This window comes from Myxococcus llanfairpwllgwyngyllgogerychwyrndrobwllllantysiliogogogochensis (assembly GCF_006636215.1).
Classification (GTDB): Bacteria; Myxococcota; Myxococcia; order Myxococcales; family Myxococcaceae; genus Myxococcus; species Myxococcus llanfairpwllgwyngyllgogerychwyrndrobwllllantysiliogogogochensis.
In genome coordinates, this window is record NZ_VIFM01000030.1 from 17,048 (window position 1) to 35,943 (window position 18,896).

The window sequence follows — 18,896 nt, forward strand, 5'->3', positions numbered from 1 at the left end:
GGCGGCGGCCCGCCTTCCATGCAGGTCGAGTGATGCTCCTCCGGTGGGCCGTGGGCAACCTGATGCCCACGAAGGCACATCGGGAGGACAGGTCATGGCGGACAAGCGGGAGCAAGAGGGCCGGCGGGCTTCACGAGAAGGCGCGCCCGGCGAGCTACCCATCGAGGCCCGTCGTGCCCGGCGAAGCGCCGCGCACGCGAGCCAGACCTACCGGGCCTTCATCAAGCACCTGTGCGAGCGCGGTGGCATGTCGCCCGCGGTGGCGGAGCAGGCCGCGGTGTCCGTGCTCTGCGCGGTGGAGCAGCGCATCAACAGCGAAGAGACAGAGGACCTGGAGGCGCAACTCCCCAGCAAGCTGGCGGAGCTGTTGCACCGGTGCGAGCGCCACGAGGACGAGTTGCCGGGGGGCTTCGGGCGCGAGGAGTTGCTCAAGCGCGTAGGGGAGGACCTGGCGCTCAACCCGGACGCGGTGGTGCCCGTGGTGCGCGCGGTCCTCAACGCCGTGAGAGATCAGATCAGCGAAGGGGAAGCCGAGGACGTCATGGACCAGCTCCCCGAGGACCTCAAGGAGCTGTGGCGCCGCCCGAGCTGAGCGGGCTTCACGCGCGTGCCATGGGCGCGTGAGTCATGCCCGAGACTTCCCGCAGGGGCTCGGCCCACCAGGGCTCGTCGGAGACCCAGACATCGCGGCCCTCGACGCGGGCGACCATGCCGCCGGGGGCCACGACGGAGAAGCGCGGTGCGCGCCCGAGCGCCTCCGTCAGCGCGGTCATCGTCGTCTCATCCTCGGAGGAGAAGCCGAGGGGCCCCTCGGGATGACTGTGCGCCACCTCCACCAGTTCGTGACGCCAGTACCAGATGGCCTCCCACCGCGTGCGCGAGTCCGGCAGCAGGACGGGACTGTCGGAGGTCTCGCACCACAGCACCTCCTCGTCCTGGCCGATGAGCAGACAGACCTCTTGCGTCGACATGATTCTCCTCCTCTCCGCACGTCACGCGTGCCGGGTGATGACCAGGACATCCGTGTCGATGGCCTCGCGGATGACCGAGGGAAGGCTCTCCAGCGTCACCTCGCTGTCCGCTCCCGCCAGACACACGCCCGCGTCGACCACCTGAAGCGTGTTCGCGTCGACGACGGAGATGAAGCGCTCCCCCATGAAGGCAAACGTCACTTCCAGTTGATGTCCCCCCATCCGTCGATGGTTCAGCAACCGCGCCCCCGCGCCCTGGAGCGCGACCTCCGCGCGCGAGTGGTCGCCCACCGGCGCGCCTCGCCCGTGTCGAGCCCCCGTGAACTCGACCTGCCGCCGAGCCCGCTCCGCCAACTCCACGGCCCGCGCCCGCGCTGCCTCCACTGTCTGCGCCGCCTGTGCTTGCACGCTCGCCGTGAGCAGACGTGCCGCGAGCGCGCGCCGATGAGCCTCTCGCTCCGCGACGAGGGCCCGCAGACAGGACTCCGCCTCGACCCGGCCCTGCTCGGCCACCCGCAGTACCCGGCCGCGCGTCTCCGCTGGCGCGAAGCGGATGTCGAGCGTCCGCGACGCCGCCTCCAGCAGCGCATAGCCATAGGCCGCCCGCAGCGGCGCGCTCACGCCCTTCACGGTGGAGAGCGGCTGGCCCTCCTCCAGGGCTCGACGTGCCTGGTCCTCCGCCTCGCCCTCGAAGTCCACGCCGTCGAACAGCAGTGAACCGTCATGCCAGCGCCGGGCACTCACGGGCGCGAGCACGGCGGGCTCCTCCTCCGGCATCAACTCCAGGGGCTCGGCCACCGCGCCCTCGCGGACCAGCCGAGCGCCCCACATGTGACCGCGCACGCGCGGCAGCCTGTCCAGACCTTCTGGGCTGGCAGGCTCACGCGCCGTGGCCTCCCGCCCCTTCACCTCGAAGCGCCACCACCCCGGCGCCACGGGGGAGGTGACACGGAGGCGGCGCGAAGCGGTGTCCACGGTGCCGCCGCCCAGATACGGCAGCACCGCCGACTCCACCTTTCCGAGAAACTTCCGGTAGTCCACGCCGCCTCCTTGTCACCACGACTTCGGGTTCACGCCACCTTCAACAGCGGCGTGCGCATCACCCGCTCCACCCAGCCGGACTGGCTGGCACCAGGCTGCGTCGGCGCATCCAGCAGCGCCTTGAGCACCCGGGGGACCTGGTAGGGGTCCGCGAACTGGTCCACGTTCACCTCGCTGAAGGGCACCTTCATGAAGCTCGCGCACGTGCGAACCGTGTTGCCACGGCCCCCCGCCACGCTCACCAGCAACGCCAGCGCCGCCACCGTGTAGCCGCAGTCCCGGAACGCCCGGGCGAACTGGTCTCCCGCCTCGCCCGCCTCGTCGCCCACGACGATGACCACCAGCTTCGCCCCCTCCGGCACCTTCACGCCGTCGCGGTGCAGGGCATGCACCCCGGCCGCGTGAGTCGTGCCGCCCGACGCCTTGAGCCGCTCGAGCATGTGCTGCACCGCCGTGCGGTTGGATGCCTTCGGCTTGAGGACGGTGCCCATCGTGTCGAACGCCGCGATGTGCAGCTTCTCCATCGGGAAGCCCGCGAGGATGCGCGCCAGCGCCTCCTTCGAGTTCTCGATGGCGCCCTCCATGGAGCCCGACTTGTCGATGAGGAACATCACCCTCACGTCGGTCTCCGCCGTCGCCTCCGCCACCGCCTGTCGTGCCGCGTTGTCGCTCGCCTCCTCCAGCTTCTGGCGCAGCACCTCGCTGCGCACGTTCTTCGCGATGTTCAGCGCGCGCTGGTCCGTCGCCGTCTGGACGGCCTGCTCCCAGCGCCCTCGCACGGAGGGCTCCGCCAATAGCCCCAGCTCCTCGAGCGTCGGCGTCATCAGCCGCAAGTCCCTGTCCGACAACGAGGGCAGCAGCGCCGCCATGATGGCCGGAGTCATGCCCAGGTCCTTCGGCAGCCGGCCCACCACCTCCTTGTAGGAGAGGCGCTCCAGCTCGATCCACTCGCAGATCTCCGCCTCCGACAACCCGTCGAAGCGCTGGCTCTTCACGAGCGTCAGCCCGTTCAGGCCCACCGTGCGGTGCCCGCCCTCGGACTGCTTCTGCTTCCAGCCGAGCACCTCGAAGAAGCCCTGCGCGCGCGGCTTGTACCCCGCCTTGCGCGCCAGCTTCTTCAGCGTCTCCTTGTAGCCCGCCTTCACCAGGCCCTGGAGCATGGGCAGGTTGGCCTCACGCGCCGCCAGCCACCGGGACGCCACGCGCTTCCAGCGGCCCATGGGCGCCTTGCGGGACGCGGGGTCTCCGAAGCCCGCCTCGCGGTTGAGGCGCGCGATGTCCGGCAGCTCGAGCAGCTCCGCCACCCGCAGCACCGCCTTGGGCGTGAGCATGCGCGTGGACTTGCGCTCGTAGTGCAGCACCATGGCCTCGCCAATGGCGCGCCAGTCGTCGTCGTGGAACGCCACCTTCCCGTCCTCGCCGACCACGGGCTGACCCGCGTGCTCCTGCACCAGCATGAGCGCGCACGTGGCCACCTTCAGGTCACGCCAGTCCGTCTGCGTCAGCGCGTACGACGCGAAGTGCGCCATCAGCTCCGAGTTGAGTCGGTGGATGTCCAGGAGCTGCCGGTAGAGCCGCACCGCCGCGGGCACGAAGAGGCCCGGCTTCACGGGCTTGCCGAGCGTGCGCTGCGCCGGGGTGGCGTGCGCCGCGGCCACCCACGTGCCATTCACGTCCAGCCCCGGCCGGTTGTGCCACAGGTGCGCGGAGCCGCTGAGCACCAGGTCCAGCAGGCGCTCGGCGGGGCCACGCTGCGTCTCGGGCAGCAGCGGGGTGTTCTGGTTCGCGGTCGTCATGGGGTGCCACCTTTCGGGACGTGCGGCGGGTCAGGCGCGGGGCGGACCCCAGGCGCAAAAAGGGCGTGAGGGGAGTGCACCGCGCGTGGAACGCACGGGGGCCTTTCGTGCACCAGGCACGGCCACCCGCGCGAAGCTGGGATGAGAGGGAGAGAGGGTGCGCCCGAGTGACGAGGCCTGTGTTGCTGGATTGAGTGTCCAGTGTTCTGCCAGTTGAACTACGAGGCCTGACGGCCTCGGCGGGACTCGAACCCGCATCTCTCAGGCGTGTCTGACCCCGTCGGCCGGGCGCGAAGCTGTATGCGCAACCGCCACCGGGTGGCGGTCAGGCGCGGGTGCTCAGGAGTAGACGCACACGTCGCCGTGGATGGGGAACCGCGCGACGTCCTTGCCACCCTTGTAGCTTCTCCGGGCGGGCACCGAGACGAACTCCCACGTGGGCAACACCACCGCCGTCAGTGAGCGGCCATACACGCAGCCGGTGTCGATACCCACCGCGTGCTCGGTGACGAGCGGCTGGTCGAACACGGTGTGTCCGAAGATGACCCGCTCTGGCCCCGTCCAGTGATGGGTCCAGAACTTCCAGCCCGCCGGTGCCTTGGACGGCCAGCAACTCTTCTTGCCGGGCGGCTGGATGCACTGGGCGTGGAGCAGGTGGTAGGGGTCCTGCTTCTCGACGGGCAGGTGGGGCAGCATGCCGGCGTGCACGACGATGGCGTTGTGCTCGGGCAGCCGGAGGTAGTGGGGCAGCCCCGCCATCCAGTCGAAGTGCTCGGTGTCGAGCGCCTGGCGCGTCGCCAGGTGGTCTGGCAGCAGCCGGTCATCCTCGCGGTGGCGCTGCTGGAGGTGCTTCTCCTCATGGTTGCCGAGGATGGCCTCGTGCCGCATCGCCAGCTCCACGCACTCGCGGGGCCTGGGGCCCCGGTCCACCAGGTCCCCGGCGAAGATGACCCGGTCGCTGGACGTGGCCCCCACCTTGGCGAGCAGCTCCAGGGCCTCGTCGTGGCAGCCGTGGAGATCTCCGATGACGATGGTGCGGGGGGACATGACAGGGTTCCTTGAAAGAAGAGTGAGCGCCCGAGTCGAGAGGCCGGTGGGCTGAGTTTGGAGTTCAGTGCCGGACCGCCGGCGTCACCCACCGGGTGGCGGGTGCGTGGAGTCGAACCACTGCGTGTAGGGCCTCTCGGGCCGGGCGCTCGAAAGCGTTGCGGCCAGGGACGCGGCCTTTCCGGGTTCCTGACGAGGAAATTCCCGCTCCCCTCCCCGCATTCTCTTGGGGGATATTTGTCAGGAAACCGGCGCCCCGCGGGTCGGGCCTCCCTGGGTGCTCCGTCTGTCCGGTCGTCCGGGTGGCCGGGGTCCTCTGCTCCACTCGGAGGCTGCCTGCGGATGCCAACGTGGTACCTTGCCGCGCCACATCCCTGTAACCCCATCTCCCGGGGCGGTTCTCCGGGCACAGCCCTCAGGTCCTTCCGGTGTTCGAGCAGCTCACGGATGACGAATTGTTCGCGGAGGTGGTCCGCCGCCGCGCCACGGGCGAGCCCATTGGAGGCCCGCTCGGTACGTTGGTTCAGCGATGGAACCGGCCTGCCCGGTACGTCATCAGCAAGATTCAGGCGAGCTACGGCCGTGGGTCCCCAGCGGACTCGGACGAGCTCTTCCAGGACGCGGTCGGCAAGTTCCTCGACCGCGGGTTGGATCAGTTCCGTGGCATCTCCCAGCAGATGCCGGGCCGGAGCGCGTCTCCCAAGACGTTCTTCCTGCGCATCGTCAAGCACGTGGCCATCGACTTCTACCGGAGGCACCGCGAGGAGCTCGCGGCGCCTTCGTCGGACCCCGATGACGCCATGGAAGAGTCTCCGTCCGAGCGGTCTCGTGCCGTGGAGATGGGCAGGAGGACCGAGGAGCGGGCGGACGCCCAGGAGCTGTATTGGGCCGCGTTCGCACGACTCCAGCAGGAGCACCCCAAGGAAGCCTCGGCATGGGAGCTGTATCACCACGAGGACGTGGAGGATCACGAGGAATGCGCGCGTCGCTTGAACATCACCGTGGTCAATTCCTACAAGCGCGTCAGTCGCGCCCAGGCCTACTTGAAGCTCTACCTGCTGGATCTCCAGCGCGAGTCGCCACGAGGGGAGGAAGCGTGAGCCTCCTTCCCGGTCACACCCCGGGGTATTCAGGAGGAATGAAGTCATGAAGACCGATGCCATGTCTCGCTACGCCGCCCGTCGTTCTGTTCTCACCGCCGGGTCCACCTCACCAGGAGTCGTCCTCGAAGCCGCGGGGGACTTGTTGAGGAGGGCGACCCGGCTGGGGACAGAAGGTGTGGAGGCCGCCCTTCGCGGCCTCGGTCGACCGGGGGTGGAGACCTGGCTCCAAGCGCAGAAACCGCAGGCGCTCCAGCCCGTGCTGTTGAGGGCCGCGGAAGAAGCGATGGAAGTGGCGCTGGATGGAGGGGACGAGGCGGAAGTGTGGCGGGCCTCGGCGCTGGAGGGACTTGCCGCTCGGGACAGGGCCGCCTCCGCCGCATTTGCGCTGGCCGCCTGGGAGGCCCTCCACGGTTCCTTGGACGGTGAGGCCGCTCGAAATCGAGACCGCTATCTGGAGTCGCTCGGGAGCCTGGATTCGTCGCTTCGTCCCAGAGCGCGTTGGTTCATTCCCCTCAACCCGCAGCGTCGGCAGGAGTTCGAACTCCTCGACTCGGCGGAGCAGGACAAGGCCTGGTGGTTCGCTTCCCGGGCCGGCTGCGATGACCTGGTGGCCACCTGGACAGGCGCGCCCCAATCGCCCACTCCCCACATCCAGGGCTGTGCCGAGTGCCGCGCGGACATCGCGGATGCGGCGCCCGTGGATGCGCCCCCGCGTCGCCATCTCACGCAAGATGACCTCTGGCGCTTCGACATGGGGATGATGTCCTCGGACGAGCGCGAGCGGATGGATGCGCACACCGCGCGCTGTGGCGAGTGCGCCCAGGCGGTGCTGGCCTTGGGTGAGGGTGACGACGCGATTGAGGAAGCCCTGGAGATGGAGGAGGGGGACGGGACGATGGCCCGCTCCGCGCGCTCCTCTCGCGAGCCGGTGTCGCAGCGCCCCTCCGCGGCGCGCCACCCGGAGCACCGCGAGATTCTGGAAGAGCGCCGGGAGTTCCGCGTGGTGCTGGTTCGCGAGCGTCAGCGCGTCAAGCTGCTCGTGCAGCCCCTCGCGGGCCGGACGGTGACGGCGGCGGTGTTCCTCAGTCCCGGCCGTCCCTCGCTCAAGCCCACGTCCGGGCCGGAGGGTCTGGCCTTCGACCTGTCCACGGCGTCTTCCACCGGCGCGCGCTCCGCCCACCTCACGGTGCAGGCTGGCGGCGAGACGCTGGAGCGCGACTTCGCCTTCTGACTTCGCGGGACGGGGCCCTCGCGGTGAGCGCGGGGCCCCACTGTTCCCGGGTTGCTACTGATTCGGAGTGCCGGTGCGCTGCGTGTCGAGCGCCTCCCGGCTGAGCACGGGCGGCTGCGGGATGGGGAAGTTGCGAGCCGGCGTGGAGCGGCGGAAGCCGTTGGCCAGGAAGGCCGTGACGAGCTGGGCCGGCGGAGGCCGGGTGCCCAGCGCCGCGCCGCACACGTCGATCTGGTCCGTGATGCGCGGCCCTTCGTTGACCTGGTAGCGGTTGCAGGTGCTGTCCACCGCGGCATTCTTGTCCCGCTGCAGCTCGCGCGTCAGCCGGCCCCACTTCATGGTGAGGGTGTCCGGAGAGAGCATGATGCTGACGGGCTCTCCGCCCCACGTGCCGTCGATGAGCGTCTTCGAGGTGCCGGCCCGCACCTTCAGGTCGAGCTGACGCTGGCCGAAGGTGCCCGTCACCTCGATGCCGTGCTCGTAGATCTCCTCGGAAAGGATGCTCACCCAGACGCCATCCGTGCGCCGGGTGTACGGCTTGTCCGCCGCGACGCGGCCATGGTTGAACCAGACGTCGCCCACGCGGCCCAGGGGGACCTGGTCGTTCTTCGCCACGGGCGCGACTTCGTCCAGCCCGGCGGGGCCGGTGGAGGCGACCACCGGGCGCGCGGCGAGCAGATCCGTCACGGGCACCGTGTTGTCCACGATGTCGAAGCGCACGCCGTCCAGCCACGCCTGCCCCGTGCCGCTCATGATGAGGCCGGCCATGATGGTGGTGGCCTCCTTGGGGACGTCCAGCACCACCTCGTAGCGCTTGCAGCCACGGGTGCCGACCAGCGCGCGCGACTGCATGTTGTCGAAGGCGAGGGGCTGCTTCGGGTCAGGCCCCTCCACGCGCATCCACAGGCCGGCCCAGCCGTCCACGTCCTGCACGCGCGCGGCGGCGGAGAAGCGCAGTCGCTTGCCGCGGAAGTCCTGCGCGCCAAAGGCCTGCATGAAGGTGCCGTAGCCCGCCTCGTCGAGCGACAGCGAGCGCAGGTACGCGCTGCGAGCGCCCTCGCAGGGCGCGCTGTTGTCCACGCCGGCCTCGTAGCGCTTGGGTGCGCTCTCCGTGACGTACCAGCCGACTGGCAGCTTCGGGGCGCCGCCCGACGGCTGCGCCAGGGCCACCGGAGCGGCCAGGGCGAGCAGCAGGGCGACGAGTTTCTTCCGGAAGTCCATGGCGGGAGTCCTCACAGCGACACGGGCTGGCGCGCGCTCAGCGCGCCTTCGGGGAGGCCGGTGTGGGCCTCGTAGCGGGGGACCTCGGCGGTGCCCCCGGGATTCATGACCAGCAGGCCGCGCTCGGCGGCCTTGCGCGTGCAGAAGTCCTGCGTGGCCAGGTCCGGACAGGCGACGACGTTCGTCTTCGTCGGGGAGTCGCCGTCATCCAGGTCCACCGCCACCATGGGCGGCCGTGAATCCAGGCTGTCGGGCAGCGACGGATGGGGCGCCTTGTCGCCGGTCAGCAGCACCAGCGCGAGCGAGGCGGCGGCCGCCAGGGCCGCGATGGCCGCGCCCGTCACCGCGCGTCGCGCGTGCCACGCGGCGGGACGGATGACGCGCTCTTCCTGGGGGAAGGTGCTGGCCGCCTCGGTGAGCTGCTCGGACAGGAGGGCCTCTTCCTGCAGCAGCACGGCGCAAGGCTCACACTCCAACGTGTGGGCCTCCAACGCCGCCGCCTTCTCCGGGGCCAACGCGCCCAGGATGTATTGCTCCGCGGAGTCGCGGGTCAGGTGGGGCTTAAGCATGGGTCTCCTCCTCGAGCGCGGTCCGCAGCTTCTTTCGGACCTCGCACAGGATCTGCCGCACGCGCTGGACGGAGAGACCGACCTTCGCGGCGACTTCGGCATGGGGAAGCTCCTGGCCGTCACAGGCCAGGAGAAACACGCTCCGCGCGCTCGGCGACACCTGGGCGAGCGCGGCATGGGCGCGGGACAGCTGCTCTTCGGAAAGCAGGCGACGCTCGGCGGACACGGAGGGGTCCACCGGATGCTGGCGCTCGGGCAATTCCTCCACCGCCCCGGAGATGGACTCTCGCCGGACGCGGCGGGCATCGTCCGCGGCCAGGAAGGCCGCCTGGGTGAGGGCGAGGTTGGGCAGGCGCAGCTCCGTCAGCAGCCCTCGCTGCTGTTGTTGGATGAGCCGGGCCCACGTCTCCTGGGCCAGCTCGTGCGCCCGGTCCACCCGGACGCCTCGGGCCAGGAGCGATACCACGACGCGGCGGTGGTGGCGCGCAACCAGTGCGTCCCACGCGCCCCTGTCCCCGGCGAGGGCCTTGCGCGACAGGGACTCCTCGTCCGTCCCGCGCGACGCCTCCATCGGCTCCTCGGCTTCCCTCGGTAGTCGAACCGTCGTCATCCGCAGGCCCTGCACGGCTGCACTCATGCCGTCTTCCCGTCGCTCTGAAGCGTCTCCGGGACGTGGCCGCTCCCCGGTGCCCGGGTAACGTGTGTCCGAGGCGGACATATCGTCGGATGCCGGGAGGGTGTGCGGAGGGGTAGTCAAGGGTCAGTTGATGGCGGGGCTTTCCCCTGAGGACCAGGGGAGGTTGGAGAGGCGGACGACGCCCTGGCACCGCCCACACATCCGCCCCTGTTCGTCGTACACCCGGGCGGTGGCGAAGAGGAGGGTGAGGCCCTGGCTGTCGATTTCGGCCTCCACGCGAATGTGGTCGCCGGTGACGGGCCGCTCGAAGCTCATGGAGAGCTGCACGGTGGCGCAGCGGCGGCTGGGGTCCACCAGCGCGCCACAGGTACCGATGGCCAGGTCGAAGAGCGCGGCGAGGATGCCGCCGTTGACGGCGGCGGCGCTGCCCACGCCCCCTCGGTGCTCTGGCCGCAGCTCGGGTAGGGAGACGACGACCTTGCGGCCTTCGGGGAAGGACACGACGGCGCCGAAGTGACGCATCGTCAGGCTCTGGTTGAAGAGCTCTGCGTAGCGGTCCAGCGCGGCCTGGGTGGGCCGCGACGGAGGACCTGAGGGGGAGTCGGACATGGTGTTTCGCCCTTTATACCCGAGGGCGAAAAGCCAGGGGACCGGCCGGGCGTCCGGGGGTGGTGGAAGGCCGCCCACCGGACGGAGAAAGACGTTAGAAGCACAGGCCCCCTCTTGAGTCCCACCGTGAACGCCCACGAATCCGCCCTCCTCGAAGACCTGAACCCTCCCCAGCGCGAGGCCGTGCTCCACCAGACGGGCCCGCTCCTCGTCCTGTCGGGCGCCGGCAGTGGCAAGACGCGCGTCATCACCCGCCGGGTGGCGCACCTGGTGAAGGTTCAAGAGGTCTTCCCGTGGCGCATCCTCGCCGTCACCTTCACCAACAAGGCGGCGCGGGAGATGCGCGAGCGCCTGGTGCAGTTGCTGGGGCGTCAGGCGAACGACCTGGTGGTGAGCACGTTCCACTCGGCCGCGGCGATGATTCTGCGGCGCGAGGCGGAGCACGTGGGGCTCACCCGCTCGTTCGTCATCTACGACGATGGGGATCAGCTCAACGTCGTGAAGCGGGCCATGCGGGAGGCGGGGCTGGAGCAGTCCATGCAACCGCGCGAAATCCTGAGCCGCATCGACCAGGAGAAGAACGCGGCCCGGCTGCCCGAGGACATGGAGGTGGCGCCCGGTGACGAGCGCGGCCAGCTGGTCCACAAGGTGTACCGCGCCTATCAGGACCGCCTGCGCGCGGCCAACGCCGTGGACTTCGGAGACCTGCTGCTCCTGTTGGTGACGCTGTTCCGCAAGCGGCCGGAGGTGCTGGAGAACTACCGGCGCCGCTTCCACCACGTGCTGGTGGACGAGTTCCAGGACACCAACCCCGTGCAGTACGCGCTCCTTCAGCAGTTGGCGCCGCCGCCGTCGGCGAACCTGGTGGTGGTGGGGGACGACGACCAGTCCATCTACCGCTGGCGCGGCGCGGACGTGGACAACATCCTCAACTTCCCCCGCGAGTACCCGGGCGCGAAGGTGGTGAAGCTGGAGCAGAACTACCGCTCGGACCGGAACATCCTGGACGCGGCCTACGAGGTCATCCGGAAGAACACGCGACGGATGGAGAAGAAGCTGTGGTCCGACCGGCCCGCGGGCCAGACGCTCCAGCTCATGCTCAACCGCGACGAGCGGATGGAAGCGCAGGAAGTCGCTCGCCAGATTCTGGCGCTCCAGCGCGAGGGCTTCATCAAGTACTCCAGCATGGCGGTCTTCTACCGCGTCAATGCGCAGAGCCGCGTGCTCGAAGAGGGACTGCGCCTGGCGCGCGTGCCGTACACGCTGGTGAGCGGACGCAGCTTTTATGACCGCGCGGAAGTGCGGGACGCCTCCGCGTATCTGCGGTTGATGGTGAACCCGCGCTCGGACGCGGACCTGCTGCGCATCATCAACACCCCGGCGCGCGGAATCGGTGACACCACGGTCGAACGGGTGACGGACCACGCCAACACCCAGGGCCAGAGCCTCTTCGAGGTCCTCGCCGAGCCGGAGCGCATCCCCGCGCTGAACTCCACGGCGGTGAAGCGGTTGCGCACGTTCCACGCGCTGCTGAAGTCGCTGAACGTCTATGCGCAGGGAACCACGGACGCGGCGAGCGCCGTGGACGAGATGCTGCGCGAGACGAAGCTGGTGGAGACGCTCGTCGCGGAGGGCAGCGACGAGGCGACGACGCGCGCGGAGAACCTTCGCGAGTTCCTGGGCGCCGCGCAGGAGTTCGACCTGAACCGCGCGGCTGCCGCCGTGGCCGCCGCGGCCCATCCTCCTCCAGAGGTTCCGCCCGAGGTGGATGCCGCGCCCCTGTCGGCGGACACTCCGCCGCTCCAGGCGTTCCTCGAGCAGATTTCGCTGGTGGGTGACGCGGACGCGGAGGTCGGCGAGGGCCGGGTGGCGCTGATGACGCTGCACGCTGCCAAGGGGCTGGAGTTCGACGCGGTGTTCCTCACGGGACTGGAAGACGGCGTCTTCCCGCACTCACGCGCGCTGAAGGGCGAGGACCCGGACAACGGGGAGGAGATGGCCGAGGAGCGGCGCCTCTGCTACGTGGGCTTCACCCGTGCGCGCAAGCGGCTCTTCGTGAGCCTGGCGCAGTGCCGCTCGCTGTTCGGTGAGTTGCGCTACAACCCGCCCAGCCGCTTCCTGCGAGACGTGCCGCCCAAGTTGTTCGGCATCAGCGAGCAGGATGTGCCAGAGCCGCCTCGGCCCGCTCCCGTGGCCCCGCGCAAGCGGAGCTGGGACGAGGACGACGGGCCGCGCATCGACCGTTCCTATTCGCAGGCGTCGGACATGGACGCGGTGAGCGGAGACGTGCGCGGCATGCGCGTGCGACACGAGCAGTTCGGCGTGGGCCGCATCGTCGCCACGGATGGCTCGGGGCCGAACGCCAAGGTGACGGTGGAGTTCGGTGGCGCCGTGGGGCTCAAGCGCGTCATCGCCCGCTTCCTGATGCCAGGCTAGCGAGGGACGCGCGGGGTTTCTTCCGCGCCCGAGTGAGGAAGCCGTGAGGATGAACCGCCAGATGGAAATCTGGTGCCTTTGACCGCTTGGCTATCCCTCCTGTGACGGAGGGAGCTGGATTCGAACCAGCGAAGTCCGAGAGCGTGTAGGGCCTCTTCTGCCGGGCGCGGGAAGAGGACGCCTGTCCACGGGGCCGCCTGACAACGTCGCGTCGGGAAGCTTCACGGCCGGCGCTCAGGCTCCGGTGGGCGCAGCTTCCACGACAGCACCCGCCCGTCCTGACCGAGCACGAAGACCTGCTCACCCAGGACCACTGGCCGCGAGCGCAGCGCGGTGTCCGTGCGGAGGGAGAACGCGCGCTCCCACGTGGGTTGCTTCAAGGCCAGGAGCCGTCCCTGTCTTCCGTGGGTGGGCACCAGCAGCACGTCGCCAGGGGCCTCCGCTACGTGGGTGGTGAGCACATCCGGCAGTCCCACCCGCGCCACTTCCTTCCCGTCCTCGGGCGACAGCCCCACCAGCACCGGTGCATCCTCTACGCGCGCCCCCACCCACAGCAGGCCCAGGGCCAGGGAGGGAGGGCTGGTGAGGTCCTTCGCGGGGCTCTGCTCCCACAGCGGCGCGCCGTCCTGGGTCCGCAAGGCCGAGACGCGCTTGTCTCGCGTGCTGGCGAAGAGGGTCTCCCCCCTGACTTCCAGTCCCAGGATGCCCCGGACCTCCTGCCGCCAGACCCGGGCTCCATCCGCCGTGGACAGGGCCACCAGCCCCACGTCGCCGAGCGCCACCACGAGCCGCCCGTCCACGAGAACGGGGGAGGGGAGCCCGCGACCGGCGTCCAGGTGGGCCTCATCGGGCTTGGGGGCGGGGGTCTTCCACCGGACCTTCCCGGTGTCCACCGCGAGGGAACGCACCGCGCCATCCGGGGCCACCACATAGACCGACGCCCCGTCAGGGGCGGGGACCAGGGGGGTGAGGACCGGGGGCTCGCCGGTGAGGCGCCAGCGCTCCGCCCCGTCCGCGAGCGCCAGACGCACCAGGTCTCCAGCGACCGTTCCGACGATGACGCTGTCTCCGGCCACGACGGGCCGCGTCGCCACTTCCCGCCCGAGCGCCACCCTCCAGACCAGCGCCCCCGTCCTGTCCAACCGCACCACGGCGCCGGCCTCGTTCCCGGTGAGGACCCCGTCCGGAAGGGGCGTCAGCCCGGCGCGGGAGGATGCATCCGTCGAGTACCGGAAGACCGTTTCCGCGGGCTCCCGGCACCCCATGGCCGTCACCAGTGTCAGGGTGAGGGCGAGGGCGAGGTGCCTGCATGGACACGCGCGGGGCGACATGGTTTGGAGGATGGCGTAAGGAAGGAAATTCGACCATGCCTACGATTCGTGACGACGAGATTCCCAGCGCCACCGGCATCCCTTCTGGAGCCCGGCGGACGGACTTCGTCCCGCCCCCCACGCTGGCGGTGACCGAAGAGCTGCTGCACGCTTTGCCGAAGACGGACCTGCACTGCCACCTGGATGGCTCGATGCGGGTGAAGACCATTCTCGAGCTCGCCGAGCAGCAGAAGGTCAAGCTGCCCTCGGACACCGTGGACGGACTGGCCAAGGCCATCCACATGGGTGAGGTCTGCGAGAGCCTGGAGGAGTACCTCGTCGCGTTCGACGTGACGCTCTCCGTGCTCCAGACGGCGGATGCCCTCTACCGCGCGGCCTATGAGCTGGCGGTGGACGCGGCGGCGGAGAACGTGCGGTGGCTGGAGGTGCGCTATTCGCCCGCGCTGCACCTGCAGAAGGGCCTGAAGATGACCACCGTCATCGACTCGGTGCTCGAGGGCCTGAGGGTGGCCAAGCGCGAGACGGGCATCAAGTGCGGCGTCATCGTCTGCGGCATCCGCCACATCAATCCGCAGACGTCCATGCGGCTGGCGGAGCTGTCGGTGGCCTACAAGAACCGGGGCGTCATCGGCTTCGACCTCGCGGGCGCCGAGGCCAGCTTCCCGGCCAAGGACCACAAGGACGCCTTCCAGCTCATCCTGAAGAACAACGTCAACTGCACCGCCCACGCCGGCGAGGCGTATGGCCCCGAGTCCATCTCCCAGGCCATCCACAACCTGGGCTCGCACCGCATTGGCCACGGCACGCGGCTGCGCGAGGACGGGGACCTGCTCAACTACGTCAACGACCACCGGATTCCGCTGGAGGTCTGTCCGACGTCCAACGTGCAGACGGGCGCGGTGTCGAGCCTCGCAGCGCACCCGTTGAAGTTCTACTTCGACTACGGCCTGCGGGTGACCATCAACACCGACAACCGCCTCATCACCGACACCACGGTGACGAAGGAGCTGTGGGTGGCGCACAAGGAACTCGGGCTGTCGCTCGATGACCTGGCCACCATCATCGTCTCCGGCTTCAAGAGCGCCTTCCTCCCCTTCCGCGAGAAGCAGGACATGCTGCGGCTGGTGAACGAGGAAATCGCCACCACGCTGGCCGCCTTCGACAAGAAGCGGCATGTGCCCGTGAAGCAGCCCGCGTGATGGCGTAGCCTCCGCTGCGTGCGCGGCGTCATCGGTCGCGCGCCGGTGTCCATACCGGAGGCTCTCGCGAGCCTCCGGTGCCGTGGACCGCGAAGGAGGCGCACATGGACCTGGAGCTGGGTGGCAAGGTGGTGTTGGTGACGGGCGGCTCGGACGGGCTGGGGGCGGCGGTGGCCCGACGGCTCGTCCGGGAAGGGGCGCGAGTGGCCTTGTGTGCCCGGGGCGCGGAGCGGCTGGAGGCCACGGCCACGGCCCTGCGCGCGGAGGGTGGCGATGTCCTCGCGGTGCAGGCGGACGTGTCCAAGGCGTGGGAGGTCGAGCACTTCGTGGACGCGGCCCATGCGCGGTGGGGGCGGGTGGACGCGCTGGTGAACAACGCCGGCACCGCCTCGGCCCGTCCGTTCTCCTCGGTGACGGACGCGGAGTGGGAAACGGACCTCCAGCTCAAGTTGTTCGCGGCGGTGCGAGCGTCGCGGCACGTGCTGCCTCACCTGAGCGAGTCCGGGGGAGGGTCCATCGTCAACGTGCTTTCGATTGGCGCGAAGTCTCCGGGGGCGCAGTCCACGCCGTCCTCGGTTTCGCGCGCGGCGGGCATGGCGCTGACGAAGGCGCTGTCGAAGGAGCTGGGGGCGAAGAACATCCGCGTGAATGCCGTGCTCGTGGGCATCATCGAGAGTGGCCAGTGGGTGCGCCGGGCGCAGGAGCTGGGCAAGTCGGTGGAGTCGTTCCAGGCGGAGATGGCGCGCAACGCGGGCATTCCCCTGGGGCGGGTGGGCCGCGCGGAGGAGTTCGCGGACGTCGTCGCCTTCCTGCTGTCGCCTCGGGGCGGCTACATCAGTGGCGCGGCCATCAACGTCGACGGTGGCCTGTCCGGGGCGGTGTAGTCCCGACGGAGTGACGGCGACGTGCTGCTCGCGGCCGCATGGCTCTTCGTCGCGCGGGCAAGGCCGTCCTGTGAAGAGAGCCGCGACCTTGGATGAGGCGTGGCCGCTCCGGTGGACTGTTTCGTCAGGCCCCGGGGCGCCCTGCGTCCCTGCGCGGTGAGGATGGCTTTCGAGCCGTCCGGCGACCGCGGCTGCTGACCCAAGGTCCACCATCTCTCTTCGCCACGTCTCCCCGAGCCGCTCGCATGCGAGCACCGGGGCATTCCCTGAGTTGGGTCATGCAGCCGAAACTGAATCGGCTCCTGCGGGCGCTTGCCCGCGAGGGGCTCGAGGTGACCTATGACGGTCACCTCTACACCGTGCGCCTCCACGGTGACGCGAACGCGCCACCCGCCGAGGTGCTTCTTCCCCCGGACCTGCCCGTCGAGGGCAAGGCCTTCCAACAACTCGCACAGCTCGCGGCCCTGAAGCACCCGGGCGGTGGCGAGGTGCTGCGCGTGCGCGCCACCCCTGATTTCCACCCGGGCGACGCCGGTGTGGCCATCGGCTCGGTGCTGCACACGCGGGGTCTCGTCGTCCCGGGCGCCGTGGGCACCGACATCAACTGCGGCATGCGCTTGCACGTCGCGGACCTCTCCGTGGAGGACTTCCTGGCTCGACGCGACGACTTCGTCGAGCGCATGAAGGGCCACTACTTCTTCGGCACGAGGGACGTGGCGATGTCCTCGCGTGCGTCCACGGCCCTGCTGCGCGACGGCATCCCAGGCTGGCTCCTGGAGACGCTGGACGCACCGCTGGGCTGCGCGCGAACGGCGGACCTGGGGCAGCTCGACGCGGAGGTGAGCCGCATCCACCTGGGCGGCGCGCTGCGAGGAAACCCGAGCTGGGCGCCGGACGCACTCACCCGTGAGGGCGTGGTGCGCGACGCGGGCCTGGGCACCATTGGCGGAGGCAACCACTTCGTCGAGGTGCAGCGCGTGGAGGCCGTCGAGGACCGGGCCCGAGCCTGGGAGTGGGGCGTGCGAGAGGGGCAGCTCGCGTTCATGATTCACACCGGCAGCCGCGACGTGGGCAAACACGTCGGGGTCGCCTGGCGTGAGCGCACCCGCAAGGCGTGGCCACAAGGGGCTCCCTTCCCGGAGAGCGGCATCCTCCCCCTGGCCGACGAGGCGCTCGTCTCCGGCTACCTGGAGGCGGAGGCCACGGCCGCCAACTACGCCTTCCTCAACCGCCTGCTGCTCGCGGAGCTTCTGCGACAGACGCTGCGCGAGCTGTTCGGAGACGTGGAGGCACCGCTCGTCTACGACGTTCCGCACAACCTCACCCTCCCGTACGAGGGGGGCTGGTTGGCGCGCAAGGGGGCCTGCCCCGCGGGCGCCGAACAGCCCGTCATCATTCCCGGCTCCATGGGCGCCACGTCCTTCCTCATGGTGGGGTGTGGCGATGCGCGGGCGCTGGAGTCCGCGTCGCATGGGGCCGGGCGGGCGCGCTCGCGCTTCTCCCTGTCTCGCGGTGGGGCGGACCAGAGCGAGGCGGCGCTGGGGCTCAAGGGCGTGGACTGCATCACCCTGCGCTCGGAGCGGCGGGTGGAGGAGGCTCCGGCCGCCTACAAGCCCATCCGTCCGGTGGTGGACTCGCAGGTGAAGGCGGGCATCGTCCGCGAGGTGGCGCGGCTGGCGCCCCTGCTCACCTTCAAGGCGTGAGCATGACGACTGGGGGACGGTGCGGCGCCATTTCGCTTGGTGCCCGCACCGCCTCCTGGTTGGAATGCGCGCCGTCCCGGGCCGTGGGCCCGCGCACCCTTCACGTGTCATGGGAGCTGGAAACATGGAGAACGTATACGGAGCCCCCGCGGGAGACGGCTTCCCTGGCACGAACCCGAAAGAGGCCGTGTCCCTGCCGGCCATCCTCCTGATGGTCACCTCCGCGGTGACGTTCCTGTGGGCGCTCACCAACATGGCGACGCCCGTGGGTCCGGAGCAACTGGACCAGATCTACAACGACCCGAACCTGGCGCGTTACCGGGACGCGATTGATCAGAACAGGGAGACCATCGAATGGTTCGTCTCCATGGGCGGCCGGTTGGCGACGTTCGGCCCCGTCGTCCTCCTCAATGCGCTCACCTTCTTCGGTGCGTTCAAGATGCGGCAGCTCCAGAGCCGTGGACTGGCCATGGCGGGTGCCATCGCGTCGCTCGTGCCATGCTGTGGCACCTGCGGCTGTCTCGCCCTGCCCATCAGCATCTGGGCGCTGGTGGTGCTGGCCAAGCCCGAGGTCAAGGCCGCCTTCAGGTAGACGTCATCGCCCCGGCGCTTGGCTCGCGTCGCGAGGAGAGCATGGGCCTGCGCTTCTGCATCCGCACGCAGGCCAGCTGCACCCGTTGCGTCAACGGCCGTTTGGCCGGGTGCAGCGACACGTAGCCGCGGTGCCGGTAGAAGTCCTCCGCGTTGAGGCTGGCATCCAGGCCCAGCAGCGGCGTGCCGCCCCCCCAGGCCACCGACTCCAGCGCGGCGAGCAGACGGGAGCCGACGCCGTGGCCCACCTCGTCCGGCACCACGTAGAGGGCCTCCAACTCTCCGGCGCGGGAATCGAGCTGGCCAAAGCCCACCAGCCGTCGGCCTCGCTCCGCCACCAGCACCGTGCGGGGCCGGTCCGGCCGGAGGTAACCCTCTGGCCGCAGCAGGCTCACCCAGGTGTTCAGCTCATCGGGGGCATAGACACCCTGGCACAGCGTCTCCACCGCCTCGGTGTGGACACGCCACAGCGCGCGACGGTCCGAGTCGCGCGCTGGCCGCAGGTGAAGGCCCCCCGATGAGCCCAT

The 18,896-nt window shown here is 70.0% G+C and carries 18 protein-coding genes; 8 read left to right on the forward strand and 10 right to left on the reverse strand.

The window, feature by feature from the left end; translation table 11 throughout:
• Positions 1–94 precede the first annotated feature (94 nt).
• Positions 95–592 carry a DUF2267 domain-containing protein gene (locus FJV41_RS10250; protein WP_141642254.1) on the forward strand — a complete coding sequence of 166 codons (498 nt, stop codon included), beginning with the start codon at positions 95–97 and terminating at the stop codon, positions 590–592.
• Positions 593–599: 7 nt separating this feature from the next.
• Here FJV41_RS10250 and FJV41_RS10255 read toward each other — a convergent pair whose 3' ends face one another.
• From FJV41_RS10255 to FJV41_RS10270, 4 genes are all read right to left on the reverse strand, one after another.
• Positions 600–971 carry a hypothetical protein gene (locus tag FJV41_RS10255; RefSeq protein WP_141642255.1) on the reverse strand — a complete coding sequence of 124 codons (372 nt, stop codon included), beginning with the start codon at positions 969–971 and terminating at the stop codon, positions 600–602.
• Positions 972–992: 21 nt separating this feature from the next.
• Positions 993–2,012: a hypothetical protein gene (locus FJV41_RS10260; RefSeq protein ID WP_141642256.1), complete on the reverse strand. Its 1,020-nt coding sequence runs from the start codon at positions 2,010–2,012 to the stop codon at positions 993–995.
• Between the two features lie 29 nt (positions 2,013–2,041).
• On the reverse strand, positions 2,042–3,808 hold the full coding sequence (locus FJV41_RS10265; protein ID WP_141642257.1) for a vWA domain-containing protein: 1,767 nt from the start codon (positions 3,806–3,808) through the stop codon (positions 2,042–2,044).
• 339 nt (positions 3,809–4,147) lie between these two features.
• Positions 4,148–4,855 carry a metallophosphoesterase gene (locus tag FJV41_RS10270; protein ID WP_141642258.1) on the reverse strand — a complete coding sequence of 236 codons (708 nt, stop codon included), beginning with the start codon at positions 4,853–4,855 and terminating at the stop codon, positions 4,148–4,150.
• Positions 4,856–5,283: 428 nt separating this feature from the next.
• On the opposite strand from FJV41_RS10270, the gene FJV41_RS10275 reads away from it, so the two are divergent.
• Both FJV41_RS10275 and FJV41_RS10280 read left to right on the forward strand, forming a co-directional pair.
• A complete protein-coding gene (locus FJV41_RS10275; protein WP_141642259.1) occupies positions 5,284–5,955 on the forward strand; it encodes an RNA polymerase sigma factor in 672 nt (223 codons plus the stop codon).
• Positions 5,956–6,001: 46 nt separating this feature from the next.
• Entirely contained in the window at positions 6,002–7,189 is a 1,188-nt protein-coding gene (locus tag FJV41_RS10280) for a hypothetical protein (RefSeq protein ID WP_141642260.1), read from the forward strand.
• 54 nt (positions 7,190–7,243) lie between these two features.
• Here the strand turns inward: FJV41_RS10280 and FJV41_RS10285 are convergent, their stop codons facing one another.
• The 4 genes from FJV41_RS10285 to FJV41_RS10300 all read right to left on the reverse strand — a co-directional run bounded on the left by FJV41_RS10285 (position 7,244) and on the right by FJV41_RS10300 (position 10,225).
• Positions 7,244–8,410: an AraC family transcriptional regulator gene (locus FJV41_RS10285; protein ID WP_141642261.1), complete on the reverse strand. Its 1,167-nt coding sequence runs from the start codon at positions 8,408–8,410 to the stop codon at positions 7,244–7,246.
• Positions 8,411–8,421: 11 nt separating this feature from the next.
• Positions 8,422–8,979 carry a zf-HC2 domain-containing protein gene (locus FJV41_RS10290; RefSeq protein WP_141642262.1) on the reverse strand — a complete coding sequence of 186 codons (558 nt, stop codon included), beginning with the start codon at positions 8,977–8,979 and terminating at the stop codon, positions 8,422–8,424.
• Positions 8,972–9,616, reverse strand: coding sequence for an RNA polymerase sigma factor (locus FJV41_RS10295; protein ID WP_246137134.1), 645 nt, complete (start codon positions 9,614–9,616; stop codon positions 8,972–8,974). Before FJV41_RS10295 ends, FJV41_RS10290 begins: the two co-directional genes overlap by 8 nt.
• A gap of 123 nt (positions 9,617–9,739) precedes the next feature.
• Positions 9,740–10,225: a PaaI family thioesterase gene (locus FJV41_RS10300; protein WP_141642264.1), complete on the reverse strand. Its 486-nt coding sequence runs from the start codon at positions 10,223–10,225 to the stop codon at positions 9,740–9,742.
• Positions 10,226–10,339: 114 nt separating this feature from the next.
• Here FJV41_RS10300 and FJV41_RS10305 point away from each other — a divergent pair, with 114 nt between their 5' ends.
• On the forward strand, positions 10,340–12,661 hold the full coding sequence (locus tag FJV41_RS10305) for an ATP-dependent helicase (RefSeq protein WP_141642265.1): 2,322 nt from the start codon (positions 10,340–10,342) through the stop codon (positions 12,659–12,661).
• A 221-nt stretch (positions 12,662–12,882) separates the two neighbouring features.
• Here the strand turns inward: FJV41_RS10305 and FJV41_RS10310 are convergent, their stop codons facing one another.
• Entirely contained in the window at positions 12,883–13,926 is a 1,044-nt protein-coding gene (locus tag FJV41_RS10310) for an outer membrane protein assembly factor BamB family protein (RefSeq protein ID WP_246137135.1), read from the reverse strand.
• A 101-nt stretch (positions 13,927–14,027) separates the two neighbouring features.
• Here FJV41_RS10310 and add point away from each other — a divergent pair, with 101 nt between their 5' ends.
• The 4 genes from add (at position 14,028) to FJV41_RS10330 (ending at position 18,370) form a co-directional block, all read left to right on the forward strand.
• The gene (add, locus tag FJV41_RS10315; RefSeq protein WP_141642267.1) at positions 14,028–15,191 is read left to right on the forward strand and encodes an adenosine deaminase; all 1,164 of its coding nucleotides are present in this window, start codon (positions 14,028–14,030) and stop codon (positions 15,189–15,191) included.
• Between the two features lie 104 nt (positions 15,192–15,295).
• Complete coding sequence (locus FJV41_RS10320; RefSeq protein ID WP_141642268.1) at positions 15,296–16,075, forward strand: SDR family NAD(P)-dependent oxidoreductase; 780 nt, start codon at positions 15,296–15,298, stop codon at positions 16,073–16,075.
• Between the two features lie 278 nt (positions 16,076–16,353).
• The gene (locus tag FJV41_RS10325) at positions 16,354–17,778 is read left to right on the forward strand and encodes an RtcB family protein (protein WP_141642269.1); all 1,425 of its coding nucleotides are present in this window, start codon (positions 16,354–16,356) and stop codon (positions 17,776–17,778) included.
• Between the two features lie 124 nt (positions 17,779–17,902).
• Positions 17,903–18,370 carry a hypothetical protein gene (locus FJV41_RS10330; RefSeq protein WP_141642270.1) on the forward strand — a complete coding sequence of 156 codons (468 nt, stop codon included), beginning with the start codon at positions 17,903–17,905 and terminating at the stop codon, positions 18,368–18,370.
• On the opposite strand, the gene FJV41_RS10335 is transcribed toward FJV41_RS10330, so the two are convergent.
• Positions 18,363–18,896 carry a GNAT family N-acetyltransferase gene (locus FJV41_RS10335; RefSeq protein WP_141642271.1) on the reverse strand — a complete coding sequence of 178 codons (534 nt, stop codon included), beginning with the start codon at positions 18,894–18,896 and terminating at the stop codon, positions 18,363–18,365. The genes FJV41_RS10330 and FJV41_RS10335 overlap by 8 nt on opposite strands.